We start from the raw sequence: 20,074 nt of genomic DNA on the forward strand, positions 1-20,074 counted from the left end.
GTATGTGTCTCATAAGTGAACTTCATCTTAAAAATGGAACGGCTGTTTGTATTTATGGTATGCTTTATAAAAGAATGAACGAAAGATAAATAATGTATGATAAAAGGTCGGGGAGGTTCAGCGGCTGCACGGCAGGGAACATCTGCACAAAAGTGCCCGCTTGCGAAATGGTAAATGACATTTTAAAACAGCCAGTAACAGTCGTTAAAGGGATTGGCGGTGAGACTGCAGAAGCACTCGCTGACATGAACATTCAGACTGTATCTGATTTGCTGGAATATTTTCCATACAGGTATGAAGACTACAGGTTGAAAGATTTAGAGAGCATAAAGCATGAAGAGCGAATCACTGTTGAAGGAATTGTTCACAGTGAACCGAGTTTAATGTACTATGGCAAAAAACGTTCAAGATTGACGCTTAGAGTGCTCATTGGCAGAGTACTTGTTCAGGCCGTCATCTTTAACCAGCCATATTTAAAAAATAAAATTACTTTAAACAGCACTGTTACACTGACTGGAAAATGGGATCAGCATCGCCAAATGATTACGGTTAATGAACTGCATGCAGGTCCATATGCGAGTGAAAAAGAATTTGAACCTGTGTATGGTGTAAAAGGGAAGGTTACTGTTAAAGGGCTGAGGCGATTTATAAACCTTGCATTCTCCCAATACGGTGAATATATATCTGAGCTGCTGCCAGAGCGTTATTTATTTTCTTATAAGCTTCTGGATCGTAAAACAGCCATGCAGATCATGCATTTTCCTTCTGGAGGAAACGACTTAAAACAAGCGCGCAGACGCTTTGTCTATGAGGAGTTTTTCTATTTTCAGTTAAAAATGCAGGCGCTGCGAAAAATGGAGAGAGAGAATTCAAACGGTGTTGCTCAATCATATGATTTAGACCAGCTCAATCATTATATAGATTCCATGCCTTTTTCACTGACAAATGCCCAGAAAAGGGTAGTGAATGAAATATTAACAGATATGAAGTCACCATTCCGGATGAATCGTCTCCTGCAGGGTGATGTTGGTTCAGGTAAAACAGCTGTGGCTTCGATTGCATTGTTTGCAAGTAAAACAGCTGGTTTTCAGGGAGCGCTAATGGTTCCAACTGAGATACTTGCCGATCAGCATGCGTCATCATTAAAAGAAATGCTAGCGCCATTAGGTGTAAAATGTGAATTGCTTACAAGCTCAATTAAAGGAAAAAGGCGGAGAGAAATCCTTGAAGAGTTAAAAAATGGCGAAATTGATATTTTAATTGGCACTCACGCCCTCATCCAAGAGGAAGTGGTGTTTAAGAACCTTGGACTTGTTATTACCGATGAACAGCACCGCTTTGGAGTGAATCAGCGCCGAGTGCTAAGAGAAAAAGGGGAAAGCCCTGATGTCCTATTTATGACAGCAACCCCGATTCCGCGTACACTTGCCATTACTGCTTTTGGCGAAATGGATGTCTCGATTATTGATGAAATGCCTGCTGGAAGAAAGGCAATTGAAACCTACTGGGCTAAACCAGACATGCTTGATCGTGTCCTGCGTTTTATGGAGAAAGAGCTGTCAAAGAATAGGCAGGTCTATGTAATCTGCCCGCTCATAGAAGAATCAGATAAGCTTGATGTTCAAAATGCCATCGATGTGCATGCAACAATGATGCAGTATTTTCAAGGCAGATACCATACAGGTTTAATGCACGGCAGGCTTCACTCTGATGAGAAGGATGCCGTAATGCAGGCGTTTAGCCGGAATGAAGTGCAAATCCTAGTTTCTACCACCGTTGTAGAGGTTGGTGTTAATGTTCCCAATGCAACCATGATGGTGATTTATGATGCCGAAAGATTTGGCCTCTCACAGCTCCATCAGCTCCGCGGACGAGTTGGAAGGGGAGACCAGCAATCTTATTGTATTTTACTTGCCGATCCTAAATCTGAGGTTGGCAAAGAGCGGATGAAAATTATGACCGAAACGAACGATGGCTTTGTTCTAAGCGAAAAAGATTTGGAACTGCGCGGACCTGGTGACTTCTTTGGGAGAAAACAAAGCGGCTTGCCCGAGTTCAAGGTTGCTGACATGGTTCATGATTATCGCGCGCTGGAGACAGCCAGAAATGATGCTGCAGAATTGATTCAGTCAGAGTTTTTCTGGCAGGATGGTGAATATGCAGACCTTAGACAGTATCTGAAAAATAGCGGTGTACTGGAAGGCGAAAAATTAGACTGACCTCACGAGCAAAAAGGGTAAAAAGCTTATTTTTTCTTGCAATAAGCAGCGATCAATTATATACTACTATTAGTACCTAGTCTTAATATCTCGAACGGTGTGATGATATGAGGAGAAATAAAAAAGAAAGACAGCTATTATTGGCTGATACAATAAAAGAAAATCCCTTTATCACGGATGAGGAGCTGGCAGAGAAATTTTCGGTTAGTGTCCAGACCATCCGCTTGGACAGGCTTGAATTGTCGATCCCTGAATTAAGGGAGCGAATTAAGAATGTGGCAGAAAATCGTTTTGATGACGAAGTCCGCTCTTTGCCAATCGAAGAAGTGATTGGTGAGATTATCGATATCGAATTGGATAATACAGCTATTTCTTTATTTGATGTAAAACGGGAGCATGTTTTTCAAAGGAATAACATAGCGCGGGGCCACCATCTGTTTGCTCAAGCCAATTCCCTTGCAGTTGCTGTAATTGATGACGAACTTGCCTTAACTGCTAAAGCAAACATTCAATTTACCAGAGCCGTTAAAGAAGGCGAGCGGGTTGTTGCGAAAGCAAAGGTTGTTCACATAGACCATGATACAGGACGTACAGCAGTTGAAGTAAACTGCTATGTGAATACTGAACACGTATTTAAAGGTGAATTTGATATGTTTAGATCAAAAAATAATGCAAAAGGATGAATGAGCATGAAAATAGCTATTGATGCAATGGGAGGCGATCATGCGCCTAAGGAAATCGTCCTTGGTGCATTGAAAGCTGTTGAAACCTATAATGATATCGAGATCGTCCTTGTTGGGGATGAAGAGCAGATCAAACCATTATTATCCTTAAATGAACGAATCTCAATTATACATACAGATGATGTTATATTAGCTACAGATGAGCCAGTTCGAGCAGTGAGACGAAAGAAAACAGCCTCAATGGTAGTTGCCGCACAGCAGGTTGCAGATGGCGCTGCAGATGCTTGTATTTCAGCAGGTAACACCGGTGCCTTAATGGCAGCAGGATTGTTCATCGTAGGAAGAATTGAAGGGATTGAACGGCCTGCTTTATCACCAACACTTCCGACAATTGGCGGAGAAGGATTTGTTCTTCTTGATGTTGGTGCGAATGTAGATGCAAAACCTGAGCACTTAGTGCAATATGCGGTAATGGGGTCGATATACGCAGAAAAAGTGCGGGGAGTACATAAACCGAGAGTAGGACTCTTAAACATTGGCACAGAAGAAAAAAAGGGAAATGAACTGGCCAAAGCAGCTTTCGACCTTTTACAACAGCAAAGCGAAATCCATTTTATCGGAAATGTTGAAGCGCGTGACTTGCTTGATGGCGCTGCAGACGTAGTAGTAACTGATGGATTTACCGGCAATATGGTCTTAAAAACAATTGAGGGTACTGCGCTGTCGGTCTTTAAAATGTTAAAAACCACTTTAACGAGCAGCTTCAAGAGTAAAATGGCTGCAGCTCTAATCATGCCTGATTTGCGTGAATTAAAATCTAAGATGGACTATGCAGAATATGGCGGCGCGGCATTGTTTGGTCTAAAAGCCCCTGTAATTAAGGCGCACGGTTCATCAAATGCAGACGCTCTGTTTAGCGCAGTCAGACAAACAAGAGATATGGTGCAGAACAATGTGGCTGCTACAATTAAAGAAGTATTAGAACAGAATCAATCATGATCGATTGATGATTTAGGAGGTTTACTATGGGAAAAATCGCCTTTGTATTTCCAGGACAAGGGTCCCAGACAGTTGGAATGGGACAAGCTTTAGCCCAAACAGATGAAGGAGTGAAAGCTATTTTTGATGCTGCTGATACTGCATTGAATTTCTCACTTTCATCTATTATTTTTGAAGGTCCAAAGGAAACACTGACACAAACAGCAAATACACAGCCGGCTTTATTAACAACTAGCATGGCAATCCTGCATCATTTTCAGAAACAAGGCATCACAGCAGACTATGTTGCGGGTCATAGTTTGGGAGAGTATTCAGCTTTAGTTGCAGCAGGAGCGATCTCTTTTGAAGATGCAGTGGCTGCGGTTCGAAAACGCGGTGAACTGATGGAAGAAGCTGTGCCAAATGGCGAAGGTGCCATGGCAGCTGTCTTAGGGCTTGATCGTGAAAAGCTTGCTGAAGTAACGGCTGAAATTTCAGCTATGGGCAACGCTGTTCAGCTGGCAAACTTAAATTGTCCTGGTCAAATTGTTATTTCCGGCTCAAAAAAAGGAATAGAATTGGCCGCTGTAAAAGCAAAAGAAGCTGGCGCAAAGCGTGTATTGCCACTTGAAGTAAGCGGGCCGTTTCATTCATCATTAATGAAGCCAGCAGCAGAGAAATTTAAATCTGTCATTGATGGAATTGCTGTAAAAGAGGCATTGATTCCGGTACTTGCTAATGTAAATGCAAAAGCAATGACTTCACCTGAAGATATTAAAATTAATTTAGTGGAGCAGCTTTATTCTCCTGTTCTTTGGGAAGATTCAGTTCGGGAAATGATTGCATTAGGTGTTGATACATTTATTGAAATTGGTCCTGGAAAAGTTCTTTCCGGCTTAGTGAAAAAAATTGATCGATCAGTTAAAACTTATGCTGTATCTGATGAAGAATCATGTTTGGTAGCATTGGAAGCATTAAAGGAGGAAGCACAATGAAATTGCAGGGAAAAGCGGCAATCGTAACAGGAGCATCTCGCGGCATTGGGAAAGAGATTGCATTGGAATTAGCACGTCAGGGTGCCAATGTAGTTGTTAACTATGCTGGAAGTGAACAGCGTGCCAATGAAGTAGTTGATGAGATTAAAGCATTGGGCACTGAAGCCTTCGCAATCCAATGTGATGTAGCAAGCAGTGAGTCAGTAACAGATATGGTAAAAGCGGCGATCGAAAAATTTGGCACCATTGACATTCTGGTTAACAATGCTGGGATTACAAGAGACAACTTATTGATGCGAATGAAGGAAGATGAATGGGATGATGTCATCAATACGAATCTAAAGGGTGTCTTCTTATGCACGAAAGCTGTAACAAGACAAATGATGAAACAGCGCAGCGGAAGAATTATTAATATCTCTTCGATTGTAGGAGTGAGCGGAAATCCCGGACAAGCGAACTATGTGGCTGCTAAAGCTGGCGTAATTGGTTTAACTAAAACTGCTGCCAAGGAGCTTGCGACTAGAGGAATTACTGTTAACGCCGTTGCTCCTGGTTTTATTACAACAGATATGACCGATCAGCTTGCTGAAGATGTTAAAGAGATGATGCTGAAGCAGATCCCTCTTGCACGTTTTGGTGAGCCGTCTGATATAGCGAATGTCGTTACATTCCTAGCATCAGAAGACAGCCGCTATATGACAGGCCAAACCCTTCATATTGACGGCGGAATGGTTATGGTTATGTAACTATTATGGTGCGATGCTGTTCTTAGAAAATCACTATTAGAGTCCTTCTTCATGACCTTCATAAGAAGGAACTATTTTTATGTTGAACTAGCGAAAAATAAGCGGAGATTTTTCCCTTATTTCAAGAAATGAGCTATTTTCGAGTGAAATAAGCGGAGATTTTCCGGTTATGGTGATAAAAATCGTCCATTTACACGTTTTTCGCCTAGTTAGACGAAATTCCTCCGTCTATTTAAGCTCATTTTAAGTGATTTTACGATTTAAGCGGAATTTCTCCGCCTATTTTTGAGAGATTTGTACTTCTTCAGGTGCTTTAGGAACAGACATAAAGACATGCCTGGCTGGTTGAAAAAAAGGTACGAACATCATGCTCAGCACCTGCCAGCAGGAAAGTGTTTATTCTGAACGAATCTTTGTACATTTAAGCGATCACAACAAAGTTTGCAATAATAGCACTGAAAAAATAAAGATAGACGTTTATTAATTGATTAAAATACTCTATAATGTCTTGAGGGGAGGTGAACAAGCATGGCAGAAGTATTAGAACGTGTAACAAAGATTATCGTTGACCGTCTTGGTGTAGAAGAATCCGAAGTGAAATTGGAAGCTTCTTTCAAGGATGATCTTGGCGCTGATTCCCTTGACGTAGTTGAACTAGTAATGGAATTGGAAGATGAGTTCGATATGGAGATCTCTGATGACGACGCTGAAAAGATTGCTACAGTGGGTGACGCTGTTAACTACATACAAGCACAGCAGTAATCGTCTTTTCTTGAAATGGCATGAGGGAGAGCATCTCCCTCATCCATTACAATTGTGTTTATTGTCCGCTGTTACTTGTACTTATAGAAAGTCAAGTGAAGTAAAACTCTTGTTGTCCGCCTAGCAGGCTTGACGATCGGCAAGTGTTTACGGTAGCGGTTAACAGGTAATATCGGACAGTAAATACGTTTCTGCAGTGATATTACCATAACTTGGGAGCTGATAAGCTTTCCAAGTTTCTTTGTGTTTTTTTTCATTTTCGCTTAAAATCAAACTATCACTGACAGGCTGTTTCCTGGAAAATATAAATTATGGAACAAGGTGGATGCAAAAATGCGCTATTACAATAAAGAGAAAGATAAAAAAACATCACGCGCACATGATAAAAGGTTTAAAGAGTTTCAAGAAAATAAAGGGATTATTTTTCGCAATGAAAAATTGTTAAAACAGGCATTTACACATTCTTCATATGTGAATGAGCATCGCAGAAAGCCTTATGAAGATAATGAACGGCTTGAATTTTTGGGAGATGCTGTTTTGGAGCTGACTGTTTCAAAATTCCTCTATATTAAATATCCAATGATGAGCGAAGGAGAACTGACGAAGCTGAGAGCAGCTGTTGTCTGTGAGCCTTCATTAGTTGCTTTTGCGAATGAACTTTCATTTGGAGAGCTTATTCTTCTCGGAAAGGGAGAAGAAATGACTGGCGGCAGATCGAGACCTGCACTGCTTGCGGATGTATTTGAAGCGTTCATTGGGGCTTTATATTTAGATCAGGGAATTGATACGGTTGTCGATTTTCTTGAAAAGGCGGTATTCCCGAAAATTGATGCTGGAGCTTTTTCACATGTGATGGATTTCAAAAGTCAGCTTCAGGAGCTGATTCAGCGTGATGGTTCAGGAGCAATAGAGTATAAGATATTAATGGAAAAAGGTCCTGCTCATAACCGGGAATTTGTTTCAACCGTTTCTTTAAATGGAGCAGAGCTTGGCACAGGTACAGGACGATCAAAAAAAGAAGCAGAACAGCATGCTGCCCAAATGGCTCTGCAGGTTTTAAAAAACCATATCAACTAAACAGATTTTTTCAGCATGAAAGATGGAGAGGCTAGGGGGAGCAAACTTGTTATTAAAACGGCTAGATATAGTAGGGTTTAAATCATTTGCCGAGCGGATTGCGGTTGATTTTGTCCCTGGAGTAACAGCAGTCGTCGGCCCAAACGGAAGCGGAAAAAGCAACGTAACTGATGCTATTCGCTGGGTTTTAGGAGAACAGTCGGCCAAGTCACTGCGCGGAGCGAAGATGGAGGATATTATCTTTTCTGGCAGTGATTCAAGAAGACCGCTCAATTTCGCCGAGGTTAGCTTAACATTAGAAAATGAAGATCATTTTCTGCCAATCGAATACAATGAAGTCAGTGTTACACGCCGTGTTTACCGTTCTGGCGACAGTGAGTTTTTTATCAACAAACAGCCATGCCGTTTAAAAGACATCGTTGATCTGTTTATGGATTCCGGGTTAGGAAAAGAAGCGTTTTCAATTATTAGCCAAGGGCGTGTTGAAGAAATATTAAACAGCAAACCTGAAGAGCGGAGAACGATTTTTGAGGAAGCTGCCGGCGTTTTAAAATATAAAACGAGAAAGAAAAAAGCAGAAGGCAAACTTTTCGAATCTCAGGAAAATTTAAACAGGGTTAACGATATTTTGCATGAACTGGAAGGACAGGTTGAACCGCTGAAAATTCAAGCCTCTATTGCGAAAGATTACTTGCAGCAAAAGGAAGAGCTTGAACAGATTGAAGTGGCTCTGACAGTTTATGAAATCGAGGAATTACATGAAAAATGGCAGAGATTATCCGTTCAGCTTGAAAAACAGCAGCAGGATGAACTGCAGCTGACAAGTGCCATTCAAGCAAAAGAAGCTAAAATTGAGCAGATGCGTGATCATGCCGGAGCTCTGGATGAGTCTGTCAATGATCTGCAAAATATTCTCCTTCATGCCAGTGAGGAACTGGAAAAGCTTGAAGGCCGAAAAGAAGTATTAAAGGAACGGAAAAAAAATGCCTCACAAAATAAAGAACAGCTGGCAAAATCCATTGAAGAACTAACAGAAAGAATTGCTCAGCTACAAGTTCAAAAAGATGAACTGCAGGCAGCTAAGGATCAATTGCAATCTGAAGCAAATCTCCTTAAGAAACAATTGACTGAGAAACAGGAGCAGCTAAAGCTTTTTGCAGAAGATAACGAACAGGTTATTGAATCATTAAAAAGTGAATATATTGAGATTTTAAATAAACAAGCTGCGTCCAAAAATGAAATGCAAATGATTTCTCGTCAATTAAGCCAGCAGGATGCAAGAAATGAAAAACTCGAACTTGATAATGAAAAGTTCATTGAAGAACGCTCACTGATCACCGAACGTAAACTGCAGGCAGAAAACGGACTAAGTGAAGTGCATGCAGCCCTGGAAGAACAAATTCACCTGTTCCGCGAAGCACAGAAAAAGGCTGAAGCAGTAAAAAACAATTATGAAAAGCAAGAGAAGACCCTTTATCAGGCGTATCAATATTTACAGCAGGGCAAATCAAGACAAGAGATGCTTGAAGAGCTCGAGGATGATTATTCCGGTTTCTTCCAAGGGGTAAAGGAAGTTTTAAAAGCAAGAGGAAACAAACTAAATGGCATTGAAGGTGCTGTTGCTGAATTGATTTCCGTTCCAAAACAGTACGAAACCGCCATTGAAATTGCATTAGGCGGAGCGATGCAGCATGTTATTGTTCAAACCGAGCAGGATGGCCGCAGTGCGATACAATATTTAAAGGGCAATGGATATGGACGTGCGACGTTTTTGCCTTTGAATGTTATGAAGGCGAAGTTTCTGCAGGCTAATCAGCAGCAGGCTGTGTCTGGTCACGATGCTTTTGTTGGACAAGCATCATCTTTGATTGAATATAACAGCAAATATGCTGCAGCAATTGAAAGCTTGCTTGGAAATGTAGTCATTGCCACAGATTTAAAAGGTGCCAATGAACTGGCTAAACTGCTATCTTATCGGGTTCGGATTGTGACACTTGATGGAGATGTCGTAAATCCAGGCGGATCTATGACGGGCGGGGCTATTAAGCAAAAGAATTCTTCGATTTTAAGCAGAAAAAGCGAGTTAGAGGAACTAAAAGCAAGGATCACTGATATGGAAGGAAAAACTGCTTCGCTGGAAGATCTGGTCAAAAAGCTAAAGCATGATGTACAGCAGCAGGCAGACCAATTGGAGATTCTGAAAGAAAAGGGAGAGCATCTGCGTTCACAAGAACAAAGAATGAAAGAGGATCTCCGTGAGATTGAATATGAGGAAAAAAGGATAAATGAACGTTTATCCATCTATGATCTCGATAAGGCACAGTATAGTGAGGATAAAGACAATCTTGTGTCAAGGCAGAAAATCCTGCAGCAGGAGCTGCAGCAATTCGAAGTTCAAACAGCAGAGCTTGATGAACAGATTCGTCTTTTAACAGAACGAAAATTTACAGACCAAACGTCCAAAGAAGCACTGCTCGCTGAAATCAGTGACTTAAAGATTACTTTTGCAGCGAAAAGTGAACAGCTAAATAGTGCAGCTGAAAGGCTGAATCACACTGTAAACGAATGGACCTCATCCTCAGATAAGCTAAACTTGATTCAGGATGATTTAAAGCTTTTATCATCAGAAATGACGAACAGCTCTTCAGGAGAAATTCAGCTTGAAGAGGCAGCTAACCGAAAGCTGCAGGATAAAAATGAAACGGTCAGTCTGATTGCAAGCAGAAGAGCTGAACGATTAAAGCTGCAGACAGAGCTTGAGGATTTGGAGCTTGAAGCGAAAGAATTGAAACGCACGCATAAAGGCTTAAGTATTGCTCTGAAAGATGATGAGGTGAAGCTCAATCGAATTGATGTTGAGCTTGAAACACGCCTTGCTCATCTGCGGGAAGAATATTTATTATCGTTTGATGCTGCGAAAGAAGCTTACCCGCTAACGATTGATGCTGAAGAGGCTCGTAAAAAGGTTCGCCTCATTAGAATGTCAATCGATGAGCTCGGCACCGTTAATCTTGGTGCAATTGAGGAATATGAGCGTGTGTCTGAACGTTATGAATTCCTGCTAGAGCAAAAAAACGACCTTCAGGAAGCAAAAGATACGTTATACCAGGTTATTGATGAAATGGACATTGAAATGAAAAGAAGGTTTGAGCAAACATTTAACGGCATCCGTTTTCACTTTGAATCTGTGTTTCAGTCACTGTTTGGCGGCGGCCGAGCCGATTTGCGCTTAACCGATCCTGAAGACCTTTTGAATACAGGTGTTGAAATTGTTGCACAGCCGCCAGGGAAAAAGCTGCAGAATCTTGGTTTATTATCAGGTGGTGAACGGGCTCTGACAGCCATTGGATTATTATTTTCAATTTTAAAAGTAAGACCTGTTCCATTTTGTATTCTCGATGAAGTAGAAGCTGCCCTTGATGAAGCCAATGTCCATCGGTATGCACAATATTTAAAACGATATAGCGGTGAAACACAGTTTATCGTCATAACACACCGCAAAGGGACAATGGAGCTTGCAGATGTACTGTATGGCATTACCATGCAGGAGTCTGGCGTTTCTAAGCTTGTTTCTGTAAGACTTGATGAATCACGGGAAATGGTTCCAATCTAAGGTTCAGCCGGGGAAATTCCCCGGCATACATATATAAAACCAATAAAGGATGTGACCAAATGAGTTTTTTCAAAAAATTAAAAGAGAAGATTACGAAACAAACAGACAGTGTAACAGAGAAATTTAAAGAAGGCTTAACGAAAACACGTGATAATTTTTCAGGCAAGGTGAATGATCTTGTTGCTCGTTACCGAAAAGTAGATGAAGACTTCTTTGAAGAGCTTGAAGAGATATTAATACAAGCGGATGTCGGTTTTGATACTGTTATGAAGCTTGTCGATGAGCTAAAACTCGAAGTGAAGCGGAAAAACATTCAGGATCCTGCAGAAGTACAAGATGTTATTTCTGAAAAGCTGGTTGAGATTTATGAACAGGGAGGCAACTCATCTTCTGCTTTAAATATTCAAGAAGGCGAATTAACGGTTATCCTTTTTGTTGGTGTAAACGGTGTTGGGAAAACAACAACCATCGGTAAACTTGCTCATAAATTCAAAAACGAAGGCAAAAAAGTGGTGCTTGCTGCCGGGGATACGTTCCGTGCAGGGGCCATTGAGCAGCTTGAAGTGTGGGGAGAGCGTGTCGGCGTTGAGGTCATTAAGCAAGGCGCAGGTTCTGATCCTGCTGCGGTAATGTACGATGCTGTGCAGGCGGCGAAGTCACGCCAGGCTGATATCCTTATTTGTGATACAGCTGGACGTCTGCAAAACAAAGTCAATCTGATGAAAGAGCTGGAAAAAGTCAAAAGAGTCATCGAACGTGAAATTCCAGGAGCTCCTCATGAAGTTTTACTGGCCCTTGATGCCACTACAGGCCAAAATGCAATGCTTCAAGCCAAAACCTTTAAGGAAGCAACAAATGTTACAGGTATTGTGCTAACAAAGCTGGATGGAACGGCAAAAGGCGGAATTGTCATTGCCATCCGCAATGAACTCGACATTCCGGTTAAATTCGTCGGACTAGGTGAAAAAATGGACGACCTTCAGGAATTTAACGCCGAGCAATACGTCTATGGCCTATTCGCCGACAACGTTGAAAAAGCAGAAGAATAAACACTTCAAATATCATTTTATTCAAAAATGATGACCCGAACTATTAACAGATTTTTTTAATGATCTGTAAAATAGTTCGGGTTTTTTTGTGTTTATAGGTCGCAAATTTTGAGAGCCTGGCTGTAATGAAAGTTTTATATAAACAGTACAATTAAAAAAACTTCCCAGTAAGTGAAGGGGTATATCCTTTTCCTTTCGTCTATTATGTAGATGAAAAAATTGTAAAAACATGAACACTAATTGCAATTTATAACGTCTATATTATTGAAGATAGCTATGGAGGGGTATGCAGATGAAAAAAACAAAGATATTGATTTTGCTATTATGTTCGTTATTCTTTTTTTCTTATCTTTTCCCGCAGCAGGTTTCTGCTGCAGAAGAATCCGGATTAACCATTACGGTTGACGAAGGTTTTGATGGAAAAGTGAAACGGGGAGAAGGCTTTCCAGTTGTTCTAAATGTCGAAAATTCAGGAGAGGATTTTAGCGGAAGTGTGCTAGTTAGCTTTTATCCTTCCTACAACTCGGGAGGGTCTATTCCTGTAAAAATTGAAGTGCCTGCAGGAGAGACTAGAACATTTCAACTATCACTTCCTGGCATGACAGAGGATCATCAATCCTATTATCAAAATGAACCATCCATTCATGTTTTTGAAGGTGACTGGAAGGATGGGAAACAGCTTACATATAAAGGCGATAAAGCCGTTAAGCCGAAGTTTATTGATGATGCCACCACATTTATTGGCGTATTAAGCGAAAACTACGACCGGCTTAAGGAGCTAAGGACTACATCATCTGCGACAATGGCAGAATTAAACCCAGACATATTGCCAGCACAAGCAATGGGATTAGAATCTATTGATGTCATGATTGTTGATGAATATTCATTATCACAGCTTAGTGACGCTCAGCAAACCGCTTTAAAAGAATGGATCAAAGTGGGCGGCACGCTCATTGCGGGAGCTGCGCCAGATGCACAAGCCACTTACGGTGAATTATTTGAACTATTGCCAATGAAACCTGATAAGGAGGCAGATGCTTCCGCGGAGTTTTTAAAACTTGGATCATCTATTGAAGAAATGCCTTTTAATGAACTTCCGTTTTTTACAGGCGAAGTGGCAGAAGGTGCCGAAGTATTAATCAAAAATGGGGAGCTGCCTGCTGTTGTAAGATCACTATACGGCAGCGGTATGATCCTGCAAAGCAGCTTTTCACTCGGGGATGAACCTCTCTCTGCCTGGAAGGACTATGATACATGGTTTGTAAACTTATTAAAGTTTAGTGATGCCGGTCAAATATCGAATGCAAACATGCATGGAGGCTTTTATGATTCGCTATATTGGGAGTTTGCAGAAGCGAATGAATATTTCCCTGCATCAACTGTTTCAATTGAACAGCTTATTGGGTTACTGGCAGTCTATATCATTATAGTTGTACCTATCTTGTATTTTGTCCTGCGTAAAATGGATAAACGGGAGCATTCCTGGTGGGTTATTCCTGCCCTTTCAATCCTAATGGCAGCAGTCATTTTTACAATCGGGGCAAAGGATCGGATCTCTCAGGCACAGTTAAACCAAATGGGCGTTTACTACGAGGAAAACAATCAGTTATCAGGTTTGCAGGCGGCTACATTGCTATCAAATACAGGCGGTGAATATGCCATTGAATATCCTAGCGGAGCATTCCGTCCTGTAAGCGGCGGCGGTGGGGGCAATTCCCTTTATGATCCAATGCGGGGTGCAATCTTCGCTGAGCAAGTAAAAACCAGTTCTGTCATTTTTCCAAAGATGGATTATTGGTCCACACAAACCATTTATGGCAAAGCAAATCAAACTGCTGAAGGCGGATTTGCTTCTGAATTAACATTATCAGACAAAATATTAACTGGGACAATCACTAATCACTATGATTATGATTTTTCAGAGGTCTTTATTTGGTCGGGTTCACAGAAAATTAAGCTTGGTGCCTTGAAAAAAGGAGAAACCTTGGAGGTTAATAAACAAATTAATCAATCCATTTTAACGAAACCAACTTCAAATGGATACGGCGGAATCAACTATAATCAATCAGATATTGATAAGGTGAAGCGCGAGCAGCTTGAATATTCAGCCGTCAACTATGTATTAAATGAGCATATGGAAGCAGCAAAGCCGGTGATTGCCGGAATCACTTCACAGTCTGTCATTGATGTAACGGTAGCTGATAAGGATGAAAAGCAAAATAATATCAACATGATCCTCTCTTCAGCAGATGTGCAGCAAAACATAACTGGTGCCTTCACTTTAAAGCAAGAGACCTTAAAGACGGACCTTCAGGCAATCTCAGGACATATTTATGAAGAAATGATGTATGGAACAGATTATGAGGTTAATCTTGATAATGGAGAATATGAGTATAAGATCGAATTGCCCGAACAGCTTAAAGGAAAAGATGTGACACTGACTGAGCTAAAGCTTGCTTTCCGAAATCCAACAATTGAATATTCGCTTTTAAACGCTGCTTCAGACGAATGGCTGCCGCTGGAATCAGATAAAACAGCCACGTTAAAGGAAAGTGACAGTGTGAATGAATTTGTATCTCCAGAAGGAGTGATCGTCTTGAAATTAACGAAAAACACGGGTGGAGATCCTTATGTACAAATGCCGAATATCAGTATTAAAGGAGAAGTAGCCCCATGATCGAAATTATGAACTTAACAAAGGAATACGGGAGCTTTAAAGCGCTGGATTCATTGAATTTAAAAATTGAAAAAGGGACGGTTTTTGGATTTGTCGGTCAAAACGGAGCAGGAAAGTCTACCACTTTTTCTATACTTGCAACACTATTAGCTCCCTCTTCTGGAACTGCCTATGTAAATGGCTATAATGTGCAAAAGGAACCTCGGGAGGTAAGGAAGCAAATTGGTTATATGCCTGACTTCTTTGGTGTTTATGACCAATTAAAGGCAGATGAATATTTGCATTTTTACGGAGCGAGCTATGGAATTCCATATCAGGAAAGAGAAAAATTGATTCCGCAGCTGCTCGAACTTGTTAATTTATCGCATAAAAGAGATTCATATGTTGACTTGCTTTCAAGAGGGATGAAGCAGCGGCTTTGCCTCGCGCGCTGTCTCATTCATGATCCTGAAGTGCTGATCTTAGATGAACCAGCCTCCGGATTAGATCCCCGTGCCCGCATCGAAATGAGGGAGATTTTAAAAGAGTTAAAAACAATGGGCAAAACGATTCTTATATCCTCACATATTTTGCCTGAGCTTGCCGAAATGTGTGACCAAATCGGTGTAATTGATCAAGGAAAGCTAGTAGCTGAAGGATCGGTCGCTGATATTCAAGATAAGTTAAGAGGAGAAAAAATCATTTTTGTCAAAGTACAATCAAGCCTGCGCGAAACGGTGTCCTTTTTCGAGGATGATCCGTTTATCTCAAATGTACAGTTAATGGACGATGATCATACAATCCGCTTTATTTATAAAGGCAGCGCTGAAGAGCAGACGGCATTACTAAAAAATGCGATGGTGAAAGGATTGCCGATTACCAGCTTTGCTGAAGAAGAGGCTGACCTGGAAGATATCTTTATGGAAATTACAAAGGGGGTTGAAATGTCGTGAAAAATTTCGTCATAAATCCTGTCTTAAATAAAGAGTTCAAGCTGCGCTTCCGTTCATTTAAAAGCTACCTGGGGATATTATTTTATTTATTGGCGCTTGGAATTATTATTATTGGGTTCGTTTTTATTCAATCGCTTTCCAATAGCTTTGGGTTGTTTAAACCGGAAGAAAGCAAAATGATGTTTATGCTGTTAAGTATGCTGCAGCTTGCTTTGATTTTATTTATTACTCCCGGTTTGACTGCAGGAGTGATCAGCAGTGAACGTGAACGGCAAACATTAAATATGATGCTGACCACTACACAAAGCTCAACAAGCATCATTTTAAGCAAGCTTGTTTCCGCTATTTCCTATTTGCTCTTGCTGATTGTGGCAAGCCTGCCATTATACAGCTTCGTCTTTTTGTATGGAGGCATTTCACCAGCTCAAATGCTGACAACCATTGCATTCTATGTTTTTACCATTATCGCATTTGGCAGTCTTGGTGTGCTATTTTCTACTCTCATTCGCAAAACGATTGTCTCGATGGTTACCGCATATGGGTTAACGATGTTTTTGGCAGGCGGTACCGCTTTTCTGACTTTGCTGCTTATGCAGCTTGGCTATAATTATAGCGGCAATCCTTCCAATGTACAGCATGTGCCTTTTGCTTATTTTGCTGCGATGCTAAATCCGGCAATTGCTCTGTTTGGTACGTTTGAGCCAGAAATCATTGACGAAATCACAAATGTGACGGGCATTGAATTTCCTTTATGGGCAGCCTATTTGATTTCGTACACAGTTATAACAGCAGGAGCAATTTTCTTTAGTATTAAGAAGCTTCGTCCAAATATGAAAAAAGGTTAATGGAAATGAAATGAAAAGGACTGATTGCGATGGAAGATCGCCAGCAATTTGCTAAACTGCTGAAGCCTGTAAAAAACCAGCTATTCTTATTGCTTACGCTAAAAGAACTGCAATGGCTATCGATATTTGCTGCAGGCGGGAGTCTGGTGCTGTTCATAGCTGCACGTTTTATGACCGTTCCTTTTTTACGGTACTACATTTATAGTCTTGCTTTTCTTTTTATTCTTGCCCTTTTCGTTCGAGTCATTTTAAAACGTCCGGATGATAAGCAGGCTGCGCTCGTTTTTAATCATTATGTTCCGGATGACCGGGTAATTTCGGCCTATTCCTTCCAAAATGAATCCGGGGAGCTGGCTCAGCTCCAGCTTGCTGATGCAGTGGAAAAAATGAAGCATGCGGAATCTTCCGTTTTAAAAAGGAAGAAAAAGTTTTTTTATCCAAATTGGCTGGCGGCAGCTGCTCTTATGTTCCTATGTGCAGCACTGTTATACATGTTCCCTAATGACAAAATGGATGCTGCCGGAGAACGGGAAAAAGAGATCAAACTGGCATCCGAAATGAACAAGGAACTAGAGAAAAAGATAGATGCAGAAAAAAATAAAGAGGTTAAGAAATCACTGGAAAAAGTAAAAGAAAAACTCGCTGAAACAAAATCAGCCGAAAAAGCAATGGAGGAAATGCAAAAACAGTTGAAAAATATGGAATTACAAGCTTTGAAGGCAAAGGAGAAACAAACTGCACTGCAAAACTTTCAAAAAGATGCAAAAAAGAATGATTTAGCCAGTCTTGGTGAAAAGCTGGATCAGAAGAATATAGAAGAGATCAAAAAAGAGTTGAAAAGCTTAAATGATAATTATGACAAGCTATCTGAGCAACAAAAGCAGGCATTAGAAAGTATTACTGACAAGAATGAACAGCTTTCAGAAGAGGAACTTGCTAAAGCAGCAGAACAGCTGGAACAGCTGCTTCAATCTGAGGAGTTTTTAGATCAGCTTGCTGCCGCCCAAAACTCATTATTAAATACTGGCACTGCCCTTCAGAAACAGCTGGCAGCCAGCGGTCTTTCTGCATCTCAGCTTGCTTTATCATCAAATGCCAGCACTGGAGAAGGAACAGCTCCTAATTCTCAAGATGGAGAAGGGGCAAATGGTGAAGGGGAAGGGGAAGGGGATGGTGAAGGAGATAGTGAAGGTGATGGGGAAGGAACAGGTTCCGGCTCAGGTTCTGGTTCCGGTTCAGGCTCAGGTTCAGGCTCAAGTTCTGGTTCCGGTTCAGGCTCAGGTTCAGGCTCAGGCTCAGGTTCTGGTTCAGGCTCTGGTTCGGGCTCCGGAACAGGCAGCGGTGCGGGCCTTGGACAGGGATCACGTGAACTGCTTACCGTACCACAATCTCTTGATGGAAAGGTTAATAGAGAAACCGATAACGGAAAGCTTGGCCAGGGGACACCATCGCAGCAGTTTGAAGCAGATGGTCCTGTATTAAAGGGGAATATCCGCCCTTATAGTGAAGTATATGGGGAATATGAACGGGCATATCGGGAAAGTGCGGATCGATATAAGCTGCCGGCAGATTTAGAGGATATTGTTAAAAATTATTTTACAAATATTGATCCGAGCTAGGAGTGGTAATATGTCAGCAATTGAAGAAAAAGCACAAACCTTCGCGCAAGCAAGTGAAATGTATCTGAAGGTAAAAGAAGAAATTCAATCTTTTATCGTTGGACAGGATGAAGTCATTGATCATGTGATTTGGAGTATTTTCGGAGGCGGGCATGTCCTGTTGGAGGGATTGCCTGGTTTAGGAAAGACGATGCTGATCAAAACGATATCAGAATGTCTGGACCTATCTTTCTCTCGTATCCAATTTACACCGGACATTATGCCTTCAGATATTACAGGCACGATGCTCCTGCAGCCAGATGCAGATGGAAAGCAGCAGTTTTCATTTCATGAAGGGCCGCTTTTTGCCAATATTGTATTAGCAGATGAAATTAACCGGGCGACACCAAAGACGCAAAGTGCACTGCTTGAAGCGATGGGGGAAAAAACGGTTACAATTATGGGCGAAACGAAGCAAATGGAAAAGCCATTTTTTGTTTTGGCAACACAAAATCCAATTGATATGGAAGGAACTTATCCGCTTCCTGAAGCACAAACGGACAGATTTATGTGTAAGGTAAATGTTTCGTACCCAACGAAGCAGGAATTGCTAGAAATTGTGAAAAGAACGACTGGACCAGTAACGAAAAAGCTGCAAGTTGTAGCGAAAAAAGAAGAAGTGATCAAGCTTCAGCAGCTTGCTAAAGAAATACTTGTTTCGGATGAGATCATTGAATATGCTGTCAAAATCATTTCAGCTTCCCATCCTAATACAGAGGATGCCAGTGAAAGTGTTCGCAAATATGTGCAATATGGAAGCGGGCCGCGTGGTGTACAAAGCTTAATATCAATGGCAAAAGCTCGGGCAATGTGTCTTGGTCGCTATCATGTGTCCATTGGCGATTTGAAACAAGCTGCCTTCCCGGTTTTGCGTCATCGCCTGATTCTTAATTTTGAAGGAGAAGCAAACGGAGTGGCTCCTAATGAGATCATTGAAGAAATCCTGGCGGCAGCTGGAGAGATTCAGTAATGAGTAAAACATACAGCTATCTGGGGAAGCTTCAAAAAAAGAAGCTGCTTGTTAAGACGAAGAAAAGAGGATTGCATGCAGGCTCAAGGCAATCAGCACGCTTTGGTTCTTCTCTTGAGTTTTCAGATTTTAGAGCCTATCAGCTTGGTGATGATGTCAGGCAAATTGATTGGAATGTGTATGGGAGAACTCAAAAGCATTATATAAAACGGTTTCTGGATGAACAGGAATTATCAATCAGCATCTATTTAGACGGTACTGCTTCAATGCAAAAGGCAGAGAAGAAATGGGAAATGGCCCGCGAACTGGCTGCTGCATTGTCATATACGGTTCTATCAAGTGATGATCGGCTTTATTTTGCAGCAATATCTGGTGAATATATTCAGCCTGTGAAAAAAAGAGGAGCCATATACAGCAGAAAAGTATTTTTAGACATTCTGCATCTGCAGGCCCAAGGAGTATCTGGAGCATTTTGGACAGCCTTGCCAAAGGTGATCAGCAAGAAAGAGCAGCTTTCCGTTCTGATCTCAGATGGTCTCGAACCTCTGTCTGTGATGGAAGAGGTCTTTCAACAGCTTGCGGCACTTAAGCAAGAGTTCTGGCTGATTCAAGTATTAAGCTCAGAAGAATTGTTTCCGGACTATTCAGGCGATTTAAAGCTTTTGGATGCTGAAAACGGCACGGTTGTAAATGTGAGTATGAATTCTGCCATATTAACAGAATACAAGACTAGAATTCGTCAACATAATAAAGAATTAGAATCTTTATGCAAAAAGTATGGAGGTCATTATTTATTGGCAGCAGATGACCGTGATCTGCAGACAATTTTATTTACAGACCTTCCGGCAAAAGGGCTTATGAGATGAGGTG

15 protein-coding genes are annotated in these 20,074 nt (G+C 41.2%); all 15 read left to right on the plus strand.

Annotation, left to right across the window (positions count from 1 at the left end; genetic code table 11):
* Positions 1-167 precede the first annotated feature (167 nt).
* The 15 genes from recG (at position 168) to J1899_RS09510 (ending at position 20,070) form a co-directional block, all read left to right on the plus strand.
* Complete coding sequence (gene recG, locus J1899_RS09440; protein ID WP_066446724.1) at positions 168-2,219, plus strand: ATP-dependent DNA helicase RecG; 2,052 nt, start codon at positions 168-170, stop codon at positions 2,217-2,219.
* A gap of 107 nt (positions 2,220-2,326) precedes the next feature.
* A complete protein-coding gene (fapR, locus tag J1899_RS09445) occupies positions 2,327-2,902 on the plus strand; it encodes a transcription factor FapR (RefSeq protein WP_066446722.1) in 576 nt (191 codons plus the stop codon).
* A 6-nt stretch (positions 2,903-2,908) separates the two neighbouring features.
* A complete protein-coding gene (gene plsX / locus J1899_RS09450; protein ID WP_214478489.1) occupies positions 2,909-3,901 on the plus strand; it encodes a phosphate acyltransferase PlsX in 993 nt (330 codons plus the stop codon).
* A 26-nt stretch (positions 3,902-3,927) separates the two neighbouring features.
* On the plus strand, positions 3,928-4,875 hold the full coding sequence (gene fabD, locus J1899_RS09455) for an ACP S-malonyltransferase (RefSeq protein WP_214478490.1): 948 nt from the start codon (positions 3,928-3,930) through the stop codon (positions 4,873-4,875).
* A complete protein-coding gene (fabG, locus tag J1899_RS09460; protein WP_214478491.1) occupies positions 4,872-5,621 on the plus strand; it encodes a 3-oxoacyl-[acyl-carrier-protein] reductase in 750 nt (249 codons plus the stop codon). Before fabD ends, fabG begins: the two co-directional genes overlap by 4 nt.
* A gap of 528 nt (positions 5,622-6,149) precedes the next feature.
* Entirely contained in the window at positions 6,150-6,383 is a 234-nt protein-coding gene (locus J1899_RS09465; protein ID WP_066446707.1) for an acyl carrier protein, read from the plus strand.
* Positions 6,384-6,716: 333 nt separating this feature from the next.
* Entirely contained in the window at positions 6,717-7,460 is a 744-nt protein-coding gene (gene rnc / locus J1899_RS09470; protein WP_214478492.1) for a ribonuclease III, read from the plus strand.
* 46 nt (positions 7,461-7,506) lie between these two features.
* Entirely contained in the window at positions 7,507-11,073 is a 3,567-nt protein-coding gene (gene smc, locus J1899_RS09475; RefSeq protein ID WP_214478493.1) for a chromosome segregation protein SMC, read from the plus strand.
* Between the two features lie 59 nt (positions 11,074-11,132).
* Complete coding sequence (gene ftsY, locus J1899_RS09480) at positions 11,133-12,122, plus strand: signal recognition particle-docking protein FtsY (protein ID WP_066446694.1); 990 nt, start codon at positions 11,133-11,135, stop codon at positions 12,120-12,122.
* Positions 12,123-12,414: 292 nt separating this feature from the next.
* Entirely contained in the window at positions 12,415-14,799 is a 2,385-nt protein-coding gene (locus tag J1899_RS09485) for a type 1 glutamine amidotransferase family protein (RefSeq protein ID WP_214478494.1), read from the plus strand.
* Positions 14,796-15,731, plus strand: coding sequence for an ABC transporter ATP-binding protein (locus J1899_RS09490; RefSeq protein ID WP_066446682.1), 936 nt, complete (start codon positions 14,796-14,798; stop codon positions 15,729-15,731). Before J1899_RS09485 ends, J1899_RS09490 begins: the two co-directional genes overlap by 4 nt.
* Complete coding sequence (locus J1899_RS09495; RefSeq protein WP_066446679.1) at positions 15,728-16,576, plus strand: ABC transporter permease; 849 nt, start codon at positions 15,728-15,730, stop codon at positions 16,574-16,576. The genes J1899_RS09490 and J1899_RS09495 overlap by 4 nt, the downstream gene beginning before the upstream one ends.
* A gap of 29 nt (positions 16,577-16,605) precedes the next feature.
* Positions 16,606-18,195, plus strand: a complete 1,590-nt coding sequence (locus J1899_RS09500; protein WP_246586624.1) for a hypothetical protein — start codon at positions 16,606-16,608, stop codon at positions 18,193-18,195.
* 10 nt (positions 18,196-18,205) lie between these two features.
* On the plus strand, positions 18,206-19,204 hold the full coding sequence (locus J1899_RS09505; RefSeq protein ID WP_214478495.1) for an AAA family ATPase: 999 nt from the start codon (positions 18,206-18,208) through the stop codon (positions 19,202-19,204).
* A complete protein-coding gene (locus tag J1899_RS09510) occupies positions 19,204-20,070 on the plus strand; it encodes a DUF58 domain-containing protein (RefSeq protein ID WP_066446674.1) in 867 nt (288 codons plus the stop codon). Before J1899_RS09505 ends, J1899_RS09510 begins: the two co-directional genes overlap by 1 nt.
* Positions 20,071-20,074 lie beyond the last annotated feature (4 nt).

Source organism: Cytobacillus gottheilii (assembly GCF_018582665.1).
Taxonomy (GTDB): domain Bacteria; phylum Bacillota; class Bacilli; order Bacillales; family Cytobacillaceae; genus Cytobacillus; species Cytobacillus gottheilii.

Excerpts from the sequence above, each read along its gene's own strand:
- recG (WP_066446724.1), top strand. The coding sequence starts at position 168 with ATGGTAAATGACATTTTAAAACAGCCAGTAACAGTCGTTAAAGGGATT.
- fapR (WP_066446722.1), top strand. The coding sequence starts at position 2,327 with ATGAGGAGAAATAAAAAAGAAAGACAGCTATTATTGGCTGATACAATA.
- plsX (WP_214478489.1), top strand. The coding sequence starts at position 2,909 with ATGAAAATAGCTATTGATGCAATGGGAGGCGATCATGCGCCTAAGGAA.
- fabD (WP_214478490.1), top strand. The coding sequence starts at position 3,928 with ATGGGAAAAATCGCCTTTGTATTTCCAGGACAAGGGTCCCAGACAGTT.
- fabG (WP_214478491.1), top strand. The coding sequence starts at position 4,872 with ATGAAATTGCAGGGAAAAGCGGCAATCGTAACAGGAGCATCTCGCGGC.
- J1899_RS09465 (WP_066446707.1), top strand. The coding sequence starts at position 6,150 with ATGGCAGAAGTATTAGAACGTGTAACAAAGATTATCGTTGACCGTCTT.
- rnc (WP_214478492.1), top strand. The coding sequence starts at position 6,717 with ATGCGCTATTACAATAAAGAGAAAGATAAAAAAACATCACGCGCACAT.
- ftsY (WP_066446694.1), top strand. The coding sequence starts at position 11,133 with ATGAGTTTTTTCAAAAAATTAAAAGAGAAGATTACGAAACAAACAGAC.
- J1899_RS09485 (WP_214478494.1), top strand. The coding sequence starts at position 12,415 with ATGAAAAAAACAAAGATATTGATTTTGCTATTATGTTCGTTATTCTTT.
- J1899_RS09490 (WP_066446682.1), top strand. The coding sequence starts at position 14,796 with ATGATCGAAATTATGAACTTAACAAAGGAATACGGGAGCTTTAAAGCG.
- J1899_RS09500 (WP_246586624.1), top strand. The coding sequence starts at position 16,606 with ATGGAAGATCGCCAGCAATTTGCTAAACTGCTGAAGCCTGTAAAAAAC.
- J1899_RS09505 (WP_214478495.1), top strand. The coding sequence starts at position 18,206 with ATGTCAGCAATTGAAGAAAAAGCACAAACCTTCGCGCAAGCAAGTGAA.
- J1899_RS09510 (WP_066446674.1), top strand. The coding sequence starts at position 19,204 with ATGAGTAAAACATACAGCTATCTGGGGAAGCTTCAAAAAAAGAAGCTG.